The sequence below is a fragment of the Brevundimonas sp. SORGH_AS_0993 genome (assembly GCF_030818545.1).
Taxonomy (GTDB): Bacteria; Pseudomonadota; Alphaproteobacteria; order Caulobacterales; family Caulobacteraceae; genus Brevundimonas.
In genome coordinates this window covers 1,058,413-1,077,365 of sequence record NZ_JAUTAH010000001.1, presented here as the reverse complement: position 1 = coordinate 1,077,365, position 18,953 = coordinate 1,058,413, and the positions used below count along the sequence as shown (strand labels likewise).

The following is an 18,953-nucleotide window of genomic DNA, read 5'->3' as shown; positions in this document are numbered from 1 at the left end:
GGCGTATTTCCTCCCACGGCGCCGCTTGGCGCGGCCGTCTAACGTGCGCCGCCCGCCGCCGTTCCCCTCCGTTGCCGGAAGAAGGTCCTGAGCAGGGCGGACGCCTCTTCGGCCAGAAGGCCAGAATCGGTCGCCGGGCGCCAGTGGCAGGTGGGCTGTTCGAACAGGCGGGGGCCGTGGAGAACGGCGCCGCCCTTGGGATCGTCGGCGGCCCAGACGACGCGACCGATGCGGGCGTGGCTGACGGCGCCGGCGCACATGGCGCAGGGCTCCAGCGTCACATAGAGGGTCAGGCCGGTCAGCCGATAGTTGTCCAGCGCCTGGGCGGCGCGCCGCATGGCCACGATTTCGGCATGGGCCGTGGGGTCGTGGGCGCCGATCGGCCCGTTCGCCCCGGTCGAAATCACCGCATTCGTCGCGGGATCGACCAGAATTGCGCCCACCGGCACCTCTCCTGCGTCCGCCGCCGCTTGCGCTTGGTCCAGCGCCATGCGCATGAACCGCTCATCATGGTCCGCCATACGAACGACAACGACAAGAAGCCCCGCGCCCGTCAAGACGAACGGACGCCCCGGCCCTTCAAATCCTCCGGTCCCCGCAAGAGCGGCGACGGGAAGGCCCCATTCAACGCCAAGGCCCCCCGCGCGGGCGGCCGGGACGCCAAGCCGGCCAAGGCCGACGCCGCCCCGGTCCGTAGCGAGCGAATCGCCAAGGCCATGGCTCGCGCCGGCATCGCCTCGCGCCGCGAGGTCGAGCGGCTGATCGGCCTGGGCAAGGTGGCGGTCAACGGCCGGATCCTGGACACGCCCGCGACCCTGGTGACGCGCGACGACGTGATCACCGTGGACGGCAAGCCCATCGGCGCGGCCCAGGCCACACGGGTCTGGCGCTATCACAAGCCCGCCGGCCTGTTGACCAGCCACAGCGATCCGACCGGGCGGCCGACGGTGTTCGACGCCCTGCCGGCCGGTCTGCCGCGCGTGATCTCGGTCGGACGGCTGGACCTTGCGACCGAAGGGTTGCTGCTGCTGACCAACGACGGCGAACTGAGCCGGGCGCTGGAACTGCCCTCGACTTCGCTGGTGCGTCAGTACCGGGCGCGGGCGCGGGGCAAGATCACCCAGGAGCAGCTGGACGCGCTGAAGGACGGCGTGGTCGTGGACGGCGTCTCCTATGGCCCCATCGAGGCCAAGCTGGACAAGGCCAAGGAGTCCAAGTCCGAGGACGGCAAGGCGCCGGCGAACCTGTGGATCTCGGTCTCGATCACCGAGGGCAAGAACCGCGAGGTCAGGAAGGTGCTGGAATCGGTCGGCCTGACGGTCAATCGCCTGATCCGCCTGGCCTATGGGCCGTTCCGCCTGGACGTGCTGCCGGTGGGAGCGGTGGAGGAGGTGGGGCCGCGCGTGATCCGCGAACTGCTGGCCGACCACATCCGGCCCGAGAACCTGCCGACCGGCAATACGGTCGAGACGCCCGCGCCCATTCCCGGCCGTCGGGTCTCGACGCCCATCGTCAAGGGGCGTTCGGGCTCGGCCCTGTCGGACCCGTCGAGGAAGCCCAGCCGCGTCCGCGCCGCCGAGACGGCCCAGGCGGAGGCGGTCGAACGACGCGAGCGGGCGCCCAAGAAGGACGGCTGGGCCAAGGCCAAGCCCAAGTTCGAACACTCGAAGAGCTTCAAGCCGCGCGAACGCACCGCGCCCGAGGGCGAGCGGCCTGCACGGGCGGACGACGACCGGCCCCGGCGCCCCTTCAAGCCCCGCGACGACCAGTTCATCGACGACCGCAGGAAGCCCGCCGGCGGGCGGCAGGGGGCCAAGCCGGGCTTCAAGGCGGGCTTCAAGACGGGCGACAAGCCAGGCCCCAGGACCGGCGGCCGCGACTTCAAGCCTCGCAGCGACGGTTCTCGCAGCGATGGGCCCCGCAGCGGCAAGCCCGCCGGCCCATCGGGAACCAGCGGACGCGGCCCAGGCGGCAAGCCCCGTTCGCCGCGCTGAAGACCGCCGCAAGGGACTGAGCGATGACGACTTCGACCGGCCGATGCCTTTGCGGAGGCGTGACCTTCACCGCCGCGCCCAAGGGCGGGATGCACGCCTGCCATTGCGCCACCTGCCGGCGTCTGTCGGGCGGGGTGCTGTTCAGCGTAGACTGCGGCGACAGCGTGCGGGTCACGGGCGAGGTGGCGACCTTCGCCTCTTCGGAATGGGCCGTGCGGCAGTTCTGTCCGGCTTGCGGAACGGGGCTGTTCTGGCGCTCCAACGACGGGGCCGTCACGATGGTTTCGGCCCAGGCGTTCGACGATCCGACGGCCTTCGCCCTGGAAGACGAGTTCTGTATCGAAAGCAAGCCCGCGACCTATGCCCTGGCCGGGGATCGGCCACGCCTGACCACGGACGAACTGTACGCCCGGTTCGCGCCGTCCGGGGCCTGAGCGACGGCGCGGTTTGATGGGGGATGAGGACATGACGAACCAGACGACGGACGCGGTTGCGCACAAGGATCACGGCCTGGACCGTCTGCTGCTGTTCTCGGACGGGGTGTTCGCCATCGCCATCACCCTGCTGGCCATCGAACTGCACGTTCCGGAGGGCTGGGACGGGCGCTGGGCGACGCTGTGGGCCGAGCGGTGGCCGATGTTCACGGCCTTTGCGCTGAGCTTCGCCATCATAGGCGTGTTCTGGAACACGCACCGGCGGGTGTTCGCCCGCATGACCGGCTTCAGCAACGGGGTCATGATCTTCAACATGCTGGCCCTGGCCGGGGTGGTGCTGATGCCGTTCGCCACGACCCTGTTGTACGAGCAGCCGCGCAATGGCGAGGGGGCGTGGATCTATCTGAGCCTGGTCGCGGCGGTCGGCGTGATGCACGCCGGCGCCTATGGCTGGGCCGCCTTTGCAGCCGATGCGATCCGGCCGCGACCGCACCGGGCCGTCAGCGCCACGGTGGTCGTGACCCATGCCCTGATGCCGGGGCTGGCCTGCGCGCTGAGCTTCTTTCTGATGGCGCGGGGCGTGGGGCTGCTGGCGGCCGCGACGGCGCTGGCGCTGGCGCTGCTGATCGCCGGCCGGGTCTGGGTCGGACGCCGCTTTGGCGGAACGGCCTGATGCGGATCGTCGCCGGAAGCCTGAAGGGCCGGGCCATCGTCGCGCCGGAGGGGCAGGGCACGCGCCCGACCTCCGACCGGGCGCGCCAGGCTGTGTTCAATGTGCTGGAACACGCCGCCTGGGGCGAGAGCCTGCAAGGCTTGCGGGTCATCGACCTGTACGCCGGATCGGGCGCCCTGGGGTTCGAGGCGGTCAGCCGGGGGGCCGGCTTCTGCCTGTTCGTCGAGACGGACGACGGGGCGCGCGGCGCCATCCGCGAGAACGCCGACGCCTATGGGTTGATGGGACGCACGCGGGTGCATCGCAGGAGCGCGACGGACCTGGGCGTGCGGCCCGGCCCCATCGCCGAGGCGTTCGACCTGGCCTTCCTGGACCCGCCCTATGGCAAGGGGCTGGGGGAGCAGACGCTGGGGCGGTTGATCGAGGGAAGCTGGCTCAAGCCCGGCGCCCTGGTGGTGTTCGAGCGCGGGTCGGACGAGCCGGAGATCGACACCCCCGGCTATCAGCGGCTGGACGCGCGCGACTATGGGGCAGCCAGGGTGCTGTTCCTGAAGGCGACGGCTTCCGCCGCCTGAGCGGATAAAGTGCACTCCGATTTTTTTAGTGCACTTTCGTGCAGATTTTTGCGAGCGGGTCGCAACCGCTCAGTCCTCGGGCGGCGGTCCCAAGAGGGCTTCGTCTTCTTCGGCGATTTCGCGCCGCATCGTCTCCAGGGAGGCGAGGATTTCCTCGCGGCTCATGCCCTGGAAGAATTCCTCGTCGAAGGTGCGGGCCTGACGGGTCAGGTCGGCGGCCAGGCGGCGCCAACGCTGGGCCTCGGTGGCGCGCCCGTTCTCCACCGCCTCGGCGAGGCGTAGGCGCGCCGTGGCGGCCAGGTCGTCCATTTCGATGTCGGAATAGAGGTTCAGGTCGAGCTCGCCGGGCGGCGGTTCGACCTGATCGCTGCGCCGCCAGCCGTATTTCCGGGCGCGGCGGCGAAAGGCGGACAGGCCCAGGTCGTGGCGACGACACACGGCCTCGGCGCTGAGGCCCGACAGATAGTCGGCGCGGGCCTGGGCCCAGATGGCGGCTTCACGGATGCGATAGGGCTCGGTCATGACCGCAGCCATAGACCGGCGCTACGTCAGATGCGGACGTGGGTCGGAGTTTGGCGACCAGGCCGCGCGCCGCCGCCGTCACCTCGGCCCAGGTGATTTCGAAACCGTCGTCGTCGCCGAAATAGGGGTCGGCGACGGCCTGGCCCTCACGGCCGGGGACGTGGTCGAGCAGCAGGCTGAGCTCGGCGGTCGCATCGGCGGGCCGCAGACGGCGCAGGTTTTTCAGGTTCTCGTGGTCCAGGGCGATGACATGGGTGAAGCGGCGAAAGTCCGCCTGCGTCACCTGCCGCGCCTTCAACCCGGAAATCTCGACCCCATGCCGCCGCGCCGTCGCCTGCGCCCTGGGGTCCGGCGCCTCGCCCGCATGCCAGTCCCCGGTCCCGGCGGAATCGACGATCAGGTCGAGCCGGAGCCGCTCCGCCTCGGCGCGCAGGGCGGCCTCGGCGAGGGGCGAGCGACAGATGTTGCCGAGGCAGACGAAGAGGATGGAGGGCATGGCGCGGGATGCTTTATCATCGCGTAGTCGGGACACAAAAATGCTTGTCGAATAAGATGCTTTTGATGCAAGTCAGTCGAGAACGATCTGAAATGAATAAGAAGTAGTAAGGCGGGGTGGGCGATTGTGACTTTTAGCAAGCGGCAAAAGCGCCGTGCAAGGGGGCGCGCTAAAGAGCAGTCGGCGCTAAGGCTCCGTTATCCGCATCATTTATTCTTTAGAGGTCCTAATCGACTTTCTGCTGGAAATCCTCGAGAACTTCGAAGCGCACTAGAATTTCTGAAACATTTCGCCGATTCAACGGCTGACTGCGTAGATGCTGTTCTGCTCGATCTCCATGACACCAAGTATATCGATCTAACTGCTTGTGTTATGCTAGCGGCAGCCATCCAAAGGTGCCAGCTGGGGAGAAAGTTGCAAATTGACGTGAGGATGCCTCGCAACGGCTCCGCTCGGTTTGCGCTCAAGGTGTTTGGAGTTGCTGATGACGCCCGTGCTGGAGACGATGTCCCAGACGAAATCGTCGAACAGGTAATGAAGGTCACTTCGGGCATGAAAGGCGACCCGTCGCCCGGTGAAAGAACTTTTGAGGTGGCGCGTCTCGCTGAGCGACTGGATGCGGGCGAAACCCTTGCAGACCGAGTTCACGCAGCGCTCAATGAGGCAGCTGACAACGTTCTTTCCTGGGCTTACGGCATGAATGCGCCACCAAATGCGTCTGAACGATGGTGGGTTGCTGGTTTGCTTACGACCAGAAGCGCCACATTTGTTGCGTTGGACCATGGGGCGGGAATCCCTACGACGGCACCCCAGAATCTTGGCGACTCTCTGACGGGCCTTATCAAGGCGATGATGCAGGATCGCGGTTGGCGGCAAATCAATTTGAAGCCAACTGACTCGCAAATTCTTTTGGCTACGATACATCAACGCCGTAGCGTGAGCGGGTTGGACGAGCGTGGCAAAGGCCTCAACAATATGATCGCGCTAATTGATCGCTTTTCGGCGGGCTTCATAAACATTTTTTCAGGCGATGCGGTCTATGGCTATCGCACTCCCGCCGCAAATGAGGGCGACAAAGAACACTGTAGTTCTCTTGGGTTCAATTTTCCGGGGACGCTGATTGTGTGGCGTCTACAGGCGCAGGCATTCGAGGCTTGAGTTGAGATGTTGGCAGCAATGACCAAGACAATTCGCTTGGCGACCGATTTCAATCCTTTCCCTTTTGGACGCTATCCGTCTCATGGGGAGTGGAACGGGCAACGCTTCCGCGACGAATGGCTCGCCCCCGCCTTAAAAGATGGGGAAATGGTAGAAGTTGATTTGGACGGAGCCCGGGGGCTTTCGCCCTCTTTCTTGGAAGAAGCTTTTGGCGGCCTTGTGCGCATAGGATTTGCTGCAAAAGATTTGTCCAGTCGCCTTCAAATTAAGTCGGATCGAGATCCATCGTTTGTAGATACGATCTTCGGATACATTCGAGATGCGAAGGCAGCATAGGTAGTGGCAACGCCCGCAGAAGCACTTTTAAGCGCGTCCTTGGGCCTTGTTGGCGGCGTACTAGGTGCAGTAGCTATTGAGCGCTTAAAAGCGGGCGTTGCTTCTTTAGAAGCGGAATTTGTCCGTCTAGATACCGTCGAAGACGAGCTTTTTGAAATCTTTGAGATGCCCGCTGATATCGCTGATCGTAGCTCTGCATTGCGGCGGTTGGTCAGTAAGCGTCGTCGCCTCGGCCAAAATATCCGCCGAAAAGTGATCGATGGTGAAGCCTATAAATCGTGTAAGGCTCAACTGGTCTTGCTGGATGGTTTGTTGGCGAAAGCTGAGGATGCAGTTCCACTGACTGACGATATTGAGCGAGATATCGAGGCGGCAATAGCACGACTACGTAGCCAACTGCGTCGTTCCTCGAAAACGGCAAAGGCTTTCGCATTTCTTAGAGGCGACGCTTAGTGGCTCAACCTGCGGTGCTGCTGACGAGATGCCACTTCTCACCGCCGCCCGAACAGCTTCTCCAGATCGTGCAGCTTCAGCTCCACATAGGTGGGGCGGCCGTGGTTGCATTGGCCGCTGTGGGGGGTGGCTTCCATCTGGCGGAGCAGGGCGTTCATCTCCGGCGCCGAGAGGACGCGGCCTGAGCGGACGCTGCCGTGGCAGGCCATGGTCCCGCAGATGGCGGCGAGACGTTCCTTGAGCGACAGGGCCTGGCCGTGTTCCGACAGATCGTCGGCGATGTCGCGGATCAGGCCCTGAACGTCCGTATCGCCCAGCATGGCCGGGGTCTCGCGCACCAGGACGGCGCCGGCGCCGAAGGCCTCGACGATCAGGCCCATCTCGGCCAGTTCCTCGGCCCGCCCGGCGACGCGCTCGGCCTCGGCAGGGTCCAGATCGACAACCTCGGGCGTCAGCAGGGTCTGGCGGGTCACGGCCCCTTGCGCCATCTGGGCCTTCATCCGCTCATAGACCAGCCGCTCGTGCGCCGCGTGCTGATCGACGATGACCAGGCCGTCGCGGGTCTGGGCGACGATGTAGTTGGCGTGGAGTTGACCCCGCGCCGCGCCCAAGGGGTAGTCGAGGGGGTCTTGCGGTTGAGTGGCGAGTGGCGAGTGGCGAGTGGCGAGGTCGCTGGCTTGAGCGGGTTGCGACGGCCACGAGGGGCTGTCCCATGACGGCTCGACGCGGGCGCTGCGTTCGTTGAGGCCGGGAAGGACCTGGGCGGTCTGGGAAGCCGGAGCGTCCCAGCCGGTCCAGCCGGACCAGCCCTCGCCACTCGCCCCTCGCCACTCGCCACTCTGCGTCACGCCCGTGTGCGGCCTGAATCCGCTCAAGGCGTCGGCGGCGACGGTGGTGGAGGCGCGGTGGCCGGCGGCGTGGAGGGCGTGCCTCAGGGCGCCGACGATCAGGCCGCGCACCAGGGCCGGATCGCGGAACCGGACCTCGGCCTTGGCGGGGTGGACGTTGACGTCGACATAGAGGGGATCGATGTCGAGGAAGAGGGCGGCGGCCGGGTGCCGGTCGCGCGCCAGGAAGTCGGCGTAGGCGCCCCGCAGGGCCCCTTGCAGCAGCCGATCCTTCACCGGGCGGCCGTTGACGAACAGATACTGATGCGCCGCATTGCCGCGCGAATAGGTGGGCAGGCCCGCATAGCCCGACAGGCGCACGCCGTCCCGCTCCTGATCGATCAACAGGGCGTTGGCCTCGAAGTCGCGGCCCAAAAGGGCGGCCAGGCGGCGCAGGCGGCCCTCGTCGCCGGGGTGTTCGGCGGGCAGGCGCAGCGCCACCTTGCCGTCCAGCGACAGGGTGAAGGCGACGGCCTCGTGCGCCATGGCCTGGCGCTTGATCTCTTCGGAGATGGCCATGGCCTCGGCCCGTTCGGACTTCATGAACTTGAGCCGGGCGGGGGTGGCGTAGAAGAGGTCGCGCACCTCGACCCGCGCGCCGTGCGGGCCGGGGAAGGGGGCGGGGGCCAGGGGGCGGGTCTCGCCGCCCTCGACCTGAATGGACCAGGCGTCGGTCTCGTCGCGGGATCGGGTCGTGATCGACAGGCGGGCGACCGAACCGATGGAGGGCAGGGCCTCGCCCCGGAAGCCCAGGGTGTGGATGCGCAGCAGGTCCACGTCCCCGGCGTCGTCCGGCTCCAGCTTGGACGTGGCGTGGCGTTCGACGGCCAGGGGCAGTTCGTCCTTCGGAATGCCCTTGCCGTCGTCGGCGATCAGGATGCGCGACAGGCCCCCGCCGTCGGCCTGGATCTCGATGTTGCGGCCGCCCGCGTCCAGGGCGTTCTCGACCAGCTCCTTGATGGCGCTGGCCGGGCGTTCGACCACCTCGCCGGCGGCGATGCGGTTGACGGTCTCGGGCGGGAGGCGGCGGATGGGCATGAGCAGGCGAAGATAGGGCGCGAGGGGGATTCGCGCCACGGTGCATCCGGGCCGGGCATTCGCCGACGCTTGCCCTTGCGGAAGTCAGGGATTAGGGCTCCGCGCCTTGATCAATGATTCAGGGAGCGGTCGATGACCCTCGCACTTCTGTTTCCGGGACAGGGCAGCCAGGCCGTCGGCATGGGCGCGCCGCTGGCCGACGCCTTCCGGTCCGCCCGCGACGTCTTCGCCGAGGTGGACGAGGCCCTGGGGCAGAAGCTGTCGCTGCTGATGCGCGAAGGGCCCGAGGACCAGCTGACCCTGACCGAGAACGCCCAGCCGGCCCTGATGGCGGTGTCGATGGCGGTGGTGCGGGCGCTGAAGGTCGAGTTCGGCTTCGACGTGGCCAAGGCGGCCTATGTCGCCGGGCATTCGCTGGGTGAGTATTCGGCCCTGGCGGCGGCGGACGCGATCAGCCTGTCGGATACCGCACGCCTGTTGAAGCTGCGCGGTCAGGCCATGCAGCGGGCCGTGCCGGTGGGGCAGGGCGCTATGGCCTCGTTGATCGGCCCCAAGACCGACCTGACCCTGGCCGAGGCGGCTGCGGCGGCGGGCGCTGAACTGGGCGTCTGCGTGGTGGCCAATGACAATAATGCGGGCAACATCGTCATCTCGGGTGAGAAGGCGGCGGTGGAGCGCGCCATCGAGAAAGCCAAGGAACTGGGCGCGCGGGCGATCCCGCTGAACGTCTCGGCGCCGTTCCACTGTCCGCTGATGCAGCCTGCCGCCGATGAGATGGCGGCGGCTCTCGGTGAAGCGAAGATCGCCGCCCCGATCGTGCCGGTGGTGGCCAATGTGCTGGCGCGCCCCGAGAGCGATCCGGAGGTCATCCGCCGCCTGCTGGTCGAACAGGTCACGGGCCGCGTGCGCTGGCGCGAAAGCATGGAATGGATGGCGGGTGAAGGCGGCGTGACCCGTTTCATCGAGGTCGGCTCCGGCAAGGTGCTGACCGGCATGGCCAAGCGGATCGCGCCTGACGCCGAAGGCGTAGCGCTGAACACGCCGGAAGATCTTGAAGCCTTCGCCAAGTCGATGGTCTGAGCCCGTGACGCGCGTCTCCGCGATCGTCTGGGCGTGGGCGGCAAGCATCGTCCTGGTCTGGATCGCTGTCGCCGTCGATCTGGGTCAACCGCTGTGGATGCGTCAGCATTCCATCGCCCTTACCGCCTATGGCGCGTTTGAGGGGCGGACACTGACGCTGGCCGACAGCTGGAAACTGCTGGCATCGCAGTGGCTGCATGTGAAGTTTGCGCACATGCTGTTCAACGTCGCGGTCATTAGTCTGGTCGGAGCGGCCCTGACACGGCGGCTGGCATGGTGGCTGGTTATGACCCTGGGGTTGCTAGGGGGCGCTTGTGGGCAACTGCTCGCGGCGCTGGCTCAGCCAGACTCCTATATTTCCGGTGCGTCACAGGCCTACCTGGCTCTGTGCGGAACTGGGTTGCTGGTTTTGGACCGCAAGAGCGTCGGCTGGTGCTCGGCTGTGGTCGGAGTAGCGGTCAGTATCGGGCTGGACGTGTTCGTCAGCGCCCACGCGGGCGTAAAGCCCGGACATTTCGTGCCGTTCGTCATCGGTTTGATCGCTGGCGGCATTTTTTTATTGTTGGAAAGGCGTCGCCCGGGATGGGCGGTGCTTAGGAGGACATGATGTTCAATCTCGCAGGCAAGACCGCGCTGGTGACGGGCGCGACGGGCGGCATCGGCGGGGCGATCGCGCGGGCGCTGCATGCGCAGGGGGCGACCGTGGTGCTGTCGGGCACGCGCGAGGCGGTGCTTTCTGATCTGGCCAAGGAACTGGGAGCGCGCGCGCATTTCGCCACGGCGAACCTGTCGGACCCGGAATCGGTCGACAATCTGGTCGCGGCGGCCGAGGCGGCGGCGGGCGCCCCGCTGGATGTCCTCATCGCCAACGCGGGCGTCACCAAGGACGGCCTGCTGATGCGGATGAAGGACGAGGACTTCCAGTCCGTCCTGCAGATCAATCTGGAAAGCTATTTCCGCCTGACCCGCGCGGCGGTGAAGGGGATGATGAAGCGCCGGTCGGGGCGAATCATCGGCGTGACCTCGGTGGTCGGCGTGACCGGCAATCCGGGCCAGACCAACTATTCGGCGTCCAAGGCCGGGATGATCGGCTTTTCCAAGTCGCTGGCCCAGGAGGTCGGGTCGCGGGGGATCACGGTCAACTGCATCGCGCCGGGCTTCATCGCCTCGCCGATGACGGATGTGCTGAACGACCAGCAGCGCGAGACCATCCTGACCAGGATTCCCGCCGGACGGCTGGGCACGGGCGACGAGATCGCCGCCGCCGCCGTCTATCTGTCCTCGGACGAAGCCGCCTATGTGACGGGCCAGACCCTGCATGTGAACGGCGGCATGGCGATGATCTGATCGCGATCACGTCGCGCAACAGGCTATTTCCTGCCCTAAAGGCTGTGCTAAAGGGCGGGAACGCATGGACGGCGAGGGCTTTTCGGGCTTGCGTCGTCCGCGCTGCCGTGAGACGGCGATTTCAGAAGCTACCCCGCCTCTACGGCGATTTTAAACAGGCAGAGAGACACTCATGTCCGACACCCTCGAGCGCGTTCGCAAGATCGTCATCGACCACCTGGACGCCGATCCGGACAAGGTCACGGAAAAGGCCAGCTTCATCGACGACCTGGGCGCCGACTCGCTCGACAACGTCGAGCTGGTGATGGCCTTCGAAGAAGAATTCGACATCGAAATCCCGGATGACGCCGCCGAGCACATCCAGACGGTCGGCGACGCCGTCAAGTTCATCGACGAGAAGTCGGCCGGCTGATTTCAGTCGCCGATATCGGCCGAACAGGCTGACGGTTCAAAGGGCCGCCTGGCGCTCCTAGCGGAGACGTTCGGCGGCCTTTACTGTTTCCGACCCGGACGAATCCGCATGTGATTCCGTCAGGGAAGGTTTGGATCTGAAGGAGCAGGCGCCATGCGTCGCGTCGTCGTAACGGGCCTCGGTCTGCTGACACCCTTGGGCTGGGGGGTGGACAAGAGCTGGAAGGGCATCGTCGAGGGGCGGTCGGGCATCGGCCCCATCACCGCCTTCGACACCGAAGGCTATGGCTGCACCATCGCTGGCGAGGTGCCCAGCGTCGATGGGCGCGGCGGCGGCGGGCCGGGCGACTTCGATCCCGACCAGATCATGTCGGCCAAGGACAGGAAGCGCGTCGACGACTTCATCCTGTACGCCATCGCGGCGGCGGACGAGGCCCTGGCCGATGCGAACTGGAAACCCGAGACCGAAGAGGACCGCGAGGCGACCGGGGTGATGGTCGGTTCGGGCATCGGCGGCCTGGGCCCCATCGCCGACACCGCCATCGTCCTGAAGGAACAGGGCGTGCGGCGGGTCAGCCCCTTCTTCATCCCCTCGGCCCTGATCAACCTGGCGTCGGGGCAGATTTCGATCCGCCACGGCCTGAAGGGGCCGAACCATTCGGTCGTGACCGCCTGCGCCACGGGCGCCCACGCCATCGGCGACGCGGCCCGGATGATCGCCCTGGGCGACGCCGAGGTGATGGTGGCGGGCGGGGCCGAAAGCTCCGTGGTGCCGATCGGCATCGCCGGCTTCCTGGCCTGCAAGGCGCTGTGCACCGCCTATAACGACACGCCCGAGACGGCGTCGCGCCCCTATGACCGGGGCCATGCCGGCTTCGTCATGGGCGAGGGCGCAGGCATCATGGTGCTGGAGGAATACGAACACGCCAAGGCGCGCGGGGCCAAGATCTACGCCGAGGTCGTGGGTTACGGCATGAGCGGCGACGCCTATCACATCACCGCCCCGTCCGAGGACGGCGACGGCGGCCTGCGGGCCATGAAGGCGGCGCTGAAGCGGGCCGGGCTGCAGCCGTCGGACCTGGACTATGTCAACGCCCACGGCACCTCGACCATGGCCGACTGGATCGAGCTGAAGGCGGTGGAGCGGCTGGTCGGCGATCACGCCGCGAACGTGGCGGTGTCCTCGACCAAGTCGATGACGGGCCATCTGCTGGGGGCCGCCGGCGCCATTGAAAGCATTTTCTCGGTCCTGGCCATCCGCGACCAGATCGCGCCGCCGACCATCAATCTGAACGACCCCGAGATGGAGACGCCGATAGACTTGGTCCCCAACAAGGCCAAGCCGATGAAGATCGATGTGGCCATGTCCAACAGCTTCGGCTTTGGGGGCACCAACGCCTCGGTGATCTTCAAGAAGGTCGGCTGAGGTGTTCGGACGGGAACGGGTCGAGAAACGCAGTGGCAAGTCGGGATTCACGGTCTCGCTGGTGACGGCTTCGGCCACCTTCGGCCTGTTCCTGCTGGTCGCCCTGGTGTCGGTCTGGGTGGTCTATTTCGGACCGGGACCGTCGGCGCGTCAGGGTGACAGGACGGTCGTGACCCTGGCCAGCGGATCGGGCGTCTCGGCCATCGGCGCCCAGTTGAAGGCGGCCGGAGTGATTCGGTCGGTCGATCTGTTCCGCGCGGCCGCCAGCCTGACGGGGGCGGATCGCAAGCTGCGGGCCGGAGAGTACGAGGTGCCGTCCGGCGCCTCTCTGGCCGGGGTGCTGAACCTGCTGGTCGAGGGGCGGGTGGTGCGCCATTTCGTGACCCTGCCCGAGGGGTGGTCGTCGCTTCAGGCGGTGGACATTCTGAACAAGCAGACGGTCCTGACCGGCGCCGTCGATCAGACGCCCGACGAGGGCAGCCTGTGGCCCGACACCTATGAGGTGGTGCGGGGCGAGACCCGGCAGTCGGTGATCGAGCGGATGCAGCGGGCGGCCAGCGAGAACCTGCGCCGGCTGTGGGTCCAGCGCGGGCCGGGCACGGTGGCGCGCAGCCCGGAGGAGGCGGTGATCCTGGCCTCCATCGTCGAAAAGGAGACGGGGCTCGCGGCGGAACGGCCGCGGGTGGCGGCGGTCTTCTCCAATCGGCTGCGGGCGGGGATGCGGCTGGAGAGCGACCCCACCATCGTCTATGGCTTGACCAAGGGGCGGCCGCTGGGCCGGGGCATCCGGCGCTCTGAGCTGCTAGAGCAAACGCTCTGGAACACCTATCAGATCAACGGCTTGCCGCCGACGCCCATCGCCAATCCCGGCGAGGCGGCATTGAAGGCGGTGCTGAACCCGCCGGCCGATCCGGCCCTGTTCTTCGTCGCCGACGGAACCGGCGGCCACGCCTTCGCCGCCACCTACGAGCAGCATCAGCAGAATGTCGGGCGCTGGCGCGCCATCGAGCGCCAGAAGGCCGGCCTACCGCCCGAGGCTCCGGTTCCGGCGACGCCGGGCGCCAGCGCCGCGCCCATGACCGCCCCCGCCGACCAGCCCCTGGCGCCGGGCGGCCAGGCGGTGCTGACCCTGCCGCCCGGCGCCAGACAGGGTGTGCGATGAGGGGCGCGCGATGAGCCGGCTGTCGGGCATGACGGGGTTCGGCCGGGCCGAGGGCGCGGGCCAGGGGTGGACCTGGGCGGTCGAGGCGCGCTCGGTCAACGGACGCAATCTGGAGGTCCGATTCCGCGGGCCGAACGGGTTCGACGCCCTGGAGCGGGCGGTCAAGGCGGCGGGTCAGGCGCGGTTCGCGCGGGGCCAGGTCAGCGTCGGCCTTCACGCGCGGCGGATCGAGGGCGGCCAGGCGGCCGTGGTCGTCAATCAGGACGTCCTGAAGCGGTATCTGGCCTTGGCCAATCAACTGGCCGAGGACGGGGCGACGCCCCCCAGCGCCGACGGCCTACTGGCCCTGCGCGGCGTGATCGAGGCACCGGAAGAGGAAAACGATCCCGAGGCGCGCGCCGCGCTGGAAGCCGCCATGCTGACGACGCTGGAGGCGGCGCTGGACGCCCTGAAGACCTCGCGCGAGGCCGAGGGCGCGCAGCTTTTGCCCGTGCTGGAAGAGTTCATCGGCCGGATCGAAGCCTTGGTCGCCGAGGCCGAGAGCGAGGCCGAGGGGCAGGTCGAAACGATCCGCGAGCGGTTCACGCGCCGCATTACGGAACTGGCCCCCAACCTGGGGACGACCGGCGCGCCGGGCCTCGACGAGCGGATAGTGCTGGAGGCGGCGGCGCTGGCGACCAAGGCGGACGTGCGCGAGGAACTGGACCGACTGACCGCCCATGTCGAAGCGGCGCGCCGACTTGTGGCCTCGGCGCCAGCCGGGCGGAAACTCGACTTCCTGATGCAGGAATTCATGAGAGAGGCGAACACCCTCTGCTCGAAATCGGCTACGACCGCGCTCACCGGAATCGGCCTGGAGCTCAAGGCCGTCATCGAACAGTTGCGTGAGCAGGTTCAGAATGTCGAATGAACGCACGCCGCGCCGCGGCGTCCTCCTGATCGTCGCCAGCCCCTCTGGGGCCGGCAAGACCTCGCTGTGCCGACGACTGATGGCGGATCACAAGGGGCTGGAGCTGTCGGTCTCCATGACCACGCGCGGCATCCGGCCGGGCGAGGTGGACGGGCGCGACTACAATTTCGTCAGCCAGGAGGCGTTCCAGCGGCTGATCGACGCCGACGCCTTCCTGGAATGGGCCGATGTGCACGGCAACCGCTACGGCAGCCCGCGTTCGCCCGTGGACCGGGCCCTGGCCGAGGGGCGCGACGTCCTGTTCGACATCGACTGGCAGGGCGCGCGCGACGTGGCCGAAAAATGCCCCCACGACGCGGTGCGGGTCTTCATCCTGCCGCCCAGTCTTGAAGAGCTGCGTCGCCGCCTGGTGACGCGGTCGCAGGACGCCGAGGACGTGATCGAACGTCGCGTGGCCAACGCCAAGGGCGAGATCGAACACTGCGACGCTTTCGACTACGTTCTGGTCAATGAGGATTTCGACCGATCCTACGCCGAACTGGCGCACATCTATCACGCCGAACGCTCACGCCGGTTCCGCAATCTGTGGGTCGAAAACTACAAGACCGCCTTGCTGCGCGAAGCGGTCTGAGGCTCCGGGGGCGTCGCGGCGGGGGGTTTACGTCCTGTTCGCGCTCTTTCCGCTAGGGTGACGCCGAAAGGGAGGCCCCATGCGGTTCTGGGACGAGATCGCGCCGATGCTGGCCATCAGCGCGAACGAGCGGATCAAGCAGACACCGGTGCGCATGCTGCTGGCCGGGTTGATCGGCTGGGTTCTCTATTCGTCCGGCATGGACGGGCTTCTGCTGGCCTGGATCGCCTGGGCGCTGCTGGTTCAGGCGGTCGAGCTTCTGGCGATGGGACCGTTTCGGCGCGCGGACGGCGCGCCGGGCCGCCGCCGCGCGATCGCGGCCTTGATATCCACCGCCCTCATGGGGGCGACCTATGCGGGGGCGGCGCTGGTGATCTGGTCCACCAACCATCCCGCGCTCGTGACCCTCTCCGCCCTGATCGTGGCCGGGGGCCTGTTGACCAATGTGGCCTCGGGCATCGAATCCCGCGCGCTGTTCTTCATCGGCGGCGGTCCCTATCTGGCGGCTCTGGCGCTGATGCCCCTGATCAAGACGGTGCAGGGCGACGCCAGCGGCCTGGTGGTCATGAGCCTGTCCAGCCTGCTGTTCGTCGGCACGATGCTGAACGTCTATTTCCGCGTCCACAAGATGCGCCAGGCCGAGATCCTCGCCCGCGCCGAGGCCGAGCGGCGGCTGGAGCAGGCCCAGACCGCCATGGCCGACCGCGCCGCCATGGCCGCCATCGTCAGCCATGAACTGCGCACCCCCGTCAGCGCCATCCTGGCCGGAGCGCATCTGATCCGCGCCGAGAGCGAACCCCGCAAGCGCGAGGAAACCGCCGACCTGATCGTGGACGCCGGGCGTCTGATGACCGGTATGCTGAACGACCTGCTGGATCACTCCAAGATGGAGGCGGGGGCCATGGCGCTGGAGGCCCGCGATTTCGAACTGGACGAACTGATGCGCGACACGGCGCGGTTCTGGACCGCGCCGGCGACGGAGAAGGGACTGACGCTGGATCTGGTCGGCGGCGACCGGCCCGTCTGGCTGAAAGGCGATCCTTATCGCCTGCGCCAGATCGTCAACAATCTGATCTCCAACGCCATCAAGTTCACGCCCGAAGGGACGATCCGGATCGTCGCCGGGGCGGATCCGCACGGTGAACTGCGCCGCCTGACACTGACGGTGATCGACCAGGGACCGGGCATCGCGCCCGAGGCCATGCGTCGCCTGTTCACCCCCTTCGCCCAGGGCTCGGCCGAGGTGGCGCGCACCTATGGCGGGACGGGCCTGGGCCTGACTGTCAGCCGGGAGTTGGCGCGGTTGATGGGCGGCGATCTGACTGTGGACAGCAAGCCGGGTCGGGGGGCGGCCTTCACCCTGTGCGTCGACCTGCCCGAGGGACAGCCGACTGAAGCCGAGGATCAGGCGGCGATCAACGCCCCGATCCTGACCCGTCGGATCAGAGTGCTGGCCGTCGACGACCACGAGATCAACCGTCGGACCATCGCCCTGGTGCTGCAGCCGCTGGACGTGGACCTGACCACGGCCTCGGACGGACATGTGGCCCTGCTGTTGCTGGAAGACCGGCCGTTCGACGTGGTGCTGATGGACGTCAACATGCCCGGCATCGACGGCAACGAGACGACGCGCCGCCTGCGGGCTTCGGGCGGTTTGAACGCGGATGCGCCGGTCATCGGCTTCAGCGCCGGCACGGAGGCGGAACAGGTCGCCGCCTGCTATGCGGCCGGCATGACCGACTGGCTGGCCAAGCCGTTGGAGCCCAAGAAGCTGTACGAGGCGCTGAACCGCGCGACCTACGCCGGGGCTCGGGTCGATGCGGCCTGAGTTCTGAGCGCGAACCAGGGCGCCAGACGCGCCAGGGCCTCCTCGATCTCGGCCGTGGAGACGGCGAAGCTGAAACGGATGAAACGACGGCCCTCGACCGGGTCGAAGTCGACGCCGGGCGCGGTGGCGACGCCCGTGTCGCGCAGAAGCTGTTCGCAGAAGGCCAGGCTGTCGTCGGTCAGGTGGCCGATGTCGGCCCAGATGTAGAAGGCGCCGTCGGGCGGGGCGATCTTCCTGAGGCCCAGGGCGGGCAGGGCCTGAAGCATCAGGTCGCGATTGCGGGCGTAGGTCCGGACGTGGCCTTCCAACTCCTGCGTCGCGTCCATGGCCACCAGGCCCGCGTGCTGGCTGAGACTGGGCGGGGTCAGAAACAGATTGCCGATGTGGGCGCGGGCGGCGGCGATGCGGTCCTGGGGCGCGACCAGCCAGCCCAGACGCCAGCCCGCCATGCTCCAGTATTTGGAGAAGCTGTTGATCACGGCCGCGTCGGGCGCGAACTGCAGCATGGACGGGGTGGGGCCGACGTAGCTGAGGCCGTGGTAGATTTCGTCCGAGACGATGGCGACGCCCCGGTCGCGGCACACGTCGGCGATGGCGGCCAGTTCCGGGGCCGGGATGATGGTCCCGGTCGGATTGGCGGGGCTGGCGATGATGACGCCGGCAGGGGCCGGGTCCAGGGCGGCCAGTTGCGCCGCCGTCAGCTGGAACCGGGTTTCCGGCCCGCAGGCGATCTCCACCGGCTCCAGATGCAGGGCGCGCAGGGTGTTGCGATAGGCGACATAGCCGGGACGGGCCAGGGCGATGCGATCGCCGGGCCGGAACCGCGTCGTCAGGGCCAGGACCAGCGCCGGGGAGGCGCCGTTGGTCAGGACGATCCGCTCGGGGTCCACCGCGACGCCATAGCGGTCGTCATACAGGCGCGCGATGCGGGCGCGCAGATCTGGGCTTTCCCAATAGCCCATGGCGTCCTGATCCAGCACCCGATGGGCGCGGGCGATGGCGGCGGCGGGCGCGCCGGTCGAGGGCTGGCCGAACTCCATATGGATGATCGACCGGCCTTCCGCCTTCAGCTGGTGGGCAAGGCGGCTGACGGAGATGGCGCGGAAGGGTTCGACGGTCATTAGATCACTTGCGTTCAAGGCGTTGAGCCAGCGAGGAAAGGAACCAAGTCATGCTCATGAACAGAATGCCGAAGATCATTGTCATCCAGCCTGTCGGCGTAGGATGGACGTCAATCCAGCTAGGATTCTCGCCGAGAATGCATCCCCACGAGCCATGAACCACAATGTTGATCAAGCCGGCGTTGATGATGTGCAAACCGCAGGCATAGCTTATGGCCCTAAGCGCAACGCTTGTTCCCCAATAGATTGTGGAAAACAGAAGGATGATGCTCGACGCGCAGACGAACCACGGTGTGTCGTTCATGACGGCCAAAACATTGCAGGATAACCCCATAGCCCTGCTGAATGCTTCCAGAACAAACTGAGCGAGCAGACTGACAGACATCACGATGCAGAAGATGATTCTGGGCCAGCGATGACGGCGAGTTCGCAGCGTTGCGCCTTGGCCCTTCTTGCCGACTTTATCCATGG

General features: G+C 67.1%; 22 protein-coding genes. 16 read left to right on the top strand and 6 right to left on the bottom strand.

The features are described from left to right. Window positions 1-38: 38 nt before the first annotated feature. Window positions 39-497, bottom strand: coding sequence for a tRNA adenosine(34) deaminase TadA (gene tadA, locus QE389_RS05355; RefSeq protein WP_307365175.1), 459 nt, complete (start codon window positions 495-497; stop codon window positions 39-41). 12 nt (window positions 498-509) lie between these two features. Here tadA and QE389_RS05350 point away from each other — a divergent pair, with 12 nt between their 5' ends. From QE389_RS05350 to rsmD, 4 genes are read left to right on the top strand one after another with little or no spacing between them, the layout of a single operon-like run. Further along, window positions 510-1,994 (top strand): pseudouridine synthase, encoded by a 1,485-nt coding sequence (locus QE389_RS05350; protein WP_307365174.1) that lies wholly within the window; start codon window positions 510-512, stop codon window positions 1,992-1,994. A 23-nt stretch (window positions 1,995-2,017) separates the two neighbouring features. After that, on the top strand, window positions 2,018-2,428 hold the full coding sequence (locus QE389_RS05345; RefSeq protein ID WP_307365172.1) for a GFA family protein: 411 nt from the start codon (window positions 2,018-2,020) through the stop codon (window positions 2,426-2,428). Between the two features lie 31 nt (window positions 2,429-2,459). Next, window positions 2,460-3,101, top strand: a complete 642-nt coding sequence (locus QE389_RS05340) for a TMEM175 family protein (RefSeq protein WP_307365171.1) — start codon at window positions 2,460-2,462, stop codon at window positions 3,099-3,101. Continuing rightward, entirely contained in the window at window positions 3,101-3,676 is a 576-nt protein-coding gene (gene rsmD / locus QE389_RS05335) for a 16S rRNA (guanine(966)-N(2))-methyltransferase RsmD (protein ID WP_307365169.1), read from the top strand. The genes QE389_RS05340 and rsmD overlap by 1 nt, the downstream gene beginning before the upstream one ends. A gap of 69 nt (window positions 3,677-3,745) precedes the next feature. Here rsmD and QE389_RS05330 read toward each other — a convergent pair whose 3' ends face one another. Together QE389_RS05330 and QE389_RS05325 are read right to left on the bottom strand one after the other, a co-directional pair. Next, window positions 3,746-4,198, bottom strand: coding sequence for a hypothetical protein (locus tag QE389_RS05330; protein WP_307365167.1), 453 nt, complete (start codon window positions 4,196-4,198; stop codon window positions 3,746-3,748). Then, entirely contained in the window at window positions 4,173-4,694 is a 522-nt protein-coding gene (locus tag QE389_RS05325; RefSeq protein WP_307365165.1) for a low molecular weight protein-tyrosine-phosphatase, read from the bottom strand. The genes QE389_RS05330 and QE389_RS05325 overlap by 26 nt, the downstream gene beginning before the upstream one ends. Window positions 4,695-5,126: 432 nt before the next feature. On the opposite strand from QE389_RS05325, the gene QE389_RS05320 reads away from it, so the two are divergent. From QE389_RS05320 to QE389_RS05310, 3 genes are read left to right on the top strand one after another with little or no spacing between them, the layout of a single operon-like run. Continuing rightward, entirely contained in the window at window positions 5,127-5,852 is a 726-nt protein-coding gene (locus QE389_RS05320) for a hypothetical protein (protein ID WP_307365163.1), read from the top strand. Window positions 5,853-5,870: 18 nt separating this feature from the next. After that, window positions 5,871-6,188 carry an STAS-like domain-containing protein gene (locus QE389_RS05315; protein ID WP_307365162.1) on the top strand — a complete coding sequence of 106 codons (318 nt, stop codon included), beginning with the start codon at window positions 5,871-5,873 and terminating at the stop codon, window positions 6,186-6,188. 3 nt (window positions 6,189-6,191) lie between these two features. Then, on the top strand, window positions 6,192-6,641 hold the full coding sequence (locus QE389_RS05310; RefSeq protein WP_307365160.1) for a hypothetical protein: 450 nt from the start codon (window positions 6,192-6,194) through the stop codon (window positions 6,639-6,641). 38 nt (window positions 6,642-6,679) lie between these two features. Here QE389_RS05310 and mutL read toward each other — a convergent pair whose 3' ends face one another. Beyond that, window positions 6,680-8,566, bottom strand: a complete 1,887-nt coding sequence (gene mutL / locus QE389_RS05305) for a DNA mismatch repair endonuclease MutL (protein ID WP_307368930.1) — start codon at window positions 8,564-8,566, stop codon at window positions 6,680-6,682. A gap of 132 nt (window positions 8,567-8,698) precedes the next feature. Here mutL and fabD point away from each other — a divergent pair, with 132 nt between their 5' ends. The 9 genes from fabD (at window position 8,699) to QE389_RS05260 (ending at window position 17,361) form a co-directional block, all read left to right on the top strand. Then, the gene (gene fabD / locus QE389_RS05300) at window positions 8,699-9,646 is read left to right on the top strand and encodes an ACP S-malonyltransferase (protein ID WP_307365159.1); all 948 of its coding nucleotides are present in this window, start codon (window positions 8,699-8,701) and stop codon (window positions 9,644-9,646) included. Between the two features lie 4 nt (window positions 9,647-9,650). After that, window positions 9,651-10,253 carry a rhomboid family intramembrane serine protease gene (locus QE389_RS05295; protein WP_307365156.1) on the top strand — a complete coding sequence of 201 codons (603 nt, stop codon included), beginning with the start codon at window positions 9,651-9,653 and terminating at the stop codon, window positions 10,251-10,253. Next, window positions 10,253-10,993, top strand: coding sequence for a 3-oxoacyl-[acyl-carrier-protein] reductase (fabG, locus tag QE389_RS05290; protein WP_307365155.1), 741 nt, complete (start codon window positions 10,253-10,255; stop codon window positions 10,991-10,993). Before QE389_RS05295 ends, fabG begins: the two co-directional genes overlap by 1 nt. A 172-nt stretch (window positions 10,994-11,165) precedes the next feature. Further along, window positions 11,166-11,405 (top strand): acyl carrier protein, encoded by a 240-nt coding sequence (locus QE389_RS05285; protein WP_008264317.1) that lies wholly within the window; start codon window positions 11,166-11,168, stop codon window positions 11,403-11,405. Between the two features lie 153 nt (window positions 11,406-11,558). After that, window positions 11,559-12,830 carry a beta-ketoacyl-ACP synthase II gene (gene fabF, locus QE389_RS05280; RefSeq protein WP_307365154.1) on the top strand — a complete coding sequence of 424 codons (1,272 nt, stop codon included), beginning with the start codon at window positions 11,559-11,561 and terminating at the stop codon, window positions 12,828-12,830. 1 nt (window position 12,831) lies between these two features. Beyond that, on the top strand, window positions 12,832-13,992 hold the full coding sequence (gene mltG, locus QE389_RS05275; protein ID WP_307365152.1) for an endolytic transglycosylase MltG: 1,161 nt from the start codon (window positions 12,832-12,834) through the stop codon (window positions 13,990-13,992). 10 nt (window positions 13,993-14,002) lie between these two features. Further along, complete coding sequence (locus tag QE389_RS05270; RefSeq protein WP_307365150.1) at window positions 14,003-14,902, top strand: YicC/YloC family endoribonuclease; 900 nt, start codon at window positions 14,003-14,005, stop codon at window positions 14,900-14,902. Beyond that, window positions 14,892-15,533, top strand: a complete 642-nt coding sequence (gene gmk / locus QE389_RS05265; RefSeq protein WP_307365148.1) for a guanylate kinase — start codon at window positions 14,892-14,894, stop codon at window positions 15,531-15,533. The genes QE389_RS05270 and gmk overlap by 11 nt, the downstream gene beginning before the upstream one ends. Before the next feature lie 79 nt (window positions 15,534-15,612). Then, window positions 15,613-17,361: an ATP-binding protein gene (locus QE389_RS05260; protein WP_307365146.1), complete on the top strand. Its 1,749-nt coding sequence runs from the start codon at window positions 15,613-15,615 to the stop codon at window positions 17,359-17,361. Here the strand turns inward: QE389_RS05260 and QE389_RS05255 are convergent. Continuing rightward, window positions 17,331-18,482, bottom strand: a complete 1,152-nt coding sequence (locus tag QE389_RS05255) for a pyridoxal phosphate-dependent aminotransferase (protein WP_307365144.1) — start codon at window positions 18,480-18,482, stop codon at window positions 17,331-17,333. The genes QE389_RS05260 and QE389_RS05255 overlap by 31 nt on opposite strands. A gap of 4 nt (window positions 18,483-18,486) precedes the next feature. Further along, window positions 18,487-18,951 (bottom strand): hypothetical protein, encoded by a 465-nt coding sequence (locus QE389_RS05250; protein ID WP_307365142.1) that lies wholly within the window; start codon window positions 18,949-18,951, stop codon window positions 18,487-18,489. Window positions 18,952-18,953 lie beyond the last annotated feature (2 nt).

What these genes read in the sequence shown, in the direction of transcription:
- QE389_RS05330 (WP_307365167.1), bottom strand. Translation starts at nt 4,198, where the DNA reads ATGACCGAGCCCTATCGCATCCGTGAAGCCGCCATCTGGGCCCAGGCC.
- mutL (WP_307368930.1), bottom strand. Translation starts at nt 8,566, where the DNA reads ATGCCCATCCGCCGCCTCCCGCCCGAGACCGTCAACCGCATCGCCGCC.
- QE389_RS05260 (WP_307365146.1), top strand. Translation starts at nt 15,613, where the DNA reads ATGCGGTTCTGGGACGAGATCGCGCCGATGCTGGCCATCAGCGCGAAC.
- fabD (WP_307365159.1), top strand. Translation starts at nt 8,699, where the DNA reads ATGACCCTCGCACTTCTGTTTCCGGGACAGGGCAGCCAGGCCGTCGGC.
- QE389_RS05250 (WP_307365142.1), bottom strand. Translation starts at nt 18,951, where the DNA reads ATGGATAAAGTCGGCAAGAAGGGCCAAGGCGCAACGCTGCGAACTCGC.
- fabF (WP_307365154.1), top strand. Translation starts at nt 11,559, where the DNA reads ATGCGTCGCGTCGTCGTAACGGGCCTCGGTCTGCTGACACCCTTGGGC.
- QE389_RS05320 (WP_307365163.1), top strand. Translation starts at nt 5,127, where the DNA reads ATGCCTCGCAACGGCTCCGCTCGGTTTGCGCTCAAGGTGTTTGGAGTT.
- gmk (WP_307365148.1), top strand. Translation starts at nt 14,892, where the DNA reads ATGTCGAATGAACGCACGCCGCGCCGCGGCGTCCTCCTGATCGTCGCC.
- QE389_RS05315 (WP_307365162.1), top strand. Translation starts at nt 5,871, where the DNA reads ATGACCAAGACAATTCGCTTGGCGACCGATTTCAATCCTTTCCCTTTT.
- QE389_RS05285 (WP_008264317.1), top strand. Translation starts at nt 11,166, where the DNA reads ATGTCCGACACCCTCGAGCGCGTTCGCAAGATCGTCATCGACCACCTG.
- tadA (WP_307365175.1), bottom strand. Translation starts at nt 497, where the DNA reads ATGCGCATGGCGCTGGACCAAGCGCAAGCGGCGGCGGACGCAGGAGAG.
- rsmD (WP_307365169.1), top strand. Translation starts at nt 3,101, where the DNA reads ATGCGGATCGTCGCCGGAAGCCTGAAGGGCCGGGCCATCGTCGCGCCG.
- QE389_RS05350 (WP_307365174.1), top strand. Translation starts at nt 510, where the DNA reads ATGGTCCGCCATACGAACGACAACGACAAGAAGCCCCGCGCCCGTCAA.
- QE389_RS05345 (WP_307365172.1), top strand. Translation starts at nt 2,018, where the DNA reads ATGACGACTTCGACCGGCCGATGCCTTTGCGGAGGCGTGACCTTCACC.
- QE389_RS05270 (WP_307365150.1), top strand. Translation starts at nt 14,003, where the DNA reads ATGAGCCGGCTGTCGGGCATGACGGGGTTCGGCCGGGCCGAGGGCGCG.
- fabG (WP_307365155.1), top strand. Translation starts at nt 10,253, where the DNA reads ATGTTCAATCTCGCAGGCAAGACCGCGCTGGTGACGGGCGCGACGGGC.
- QE389_RS05255 (WP_307365144.1), bottom strand. Translation starts at nt 18,482, where the DNA reads ATGACCGTCGAACCCTTCCGCGCCATCTCCGTCAGCCGCCTTGCCCAC.
- QE389_RS05325 (WP_307365165.1), bottom strand. Translation starts at nt 4,694, where the DNA reads ATGCCCTCCATCCTCTTCGTCTGCCTCGGCAACATCTGTCGCTCGCCC.
- QE389_RS05340 (WP_307365171.1), top strand. Translation starts at nt 2,460, where the DNA reads ATGACGAACCAGACGACGGACGCGGTTGCGCACAAGGATCACGGCCTG.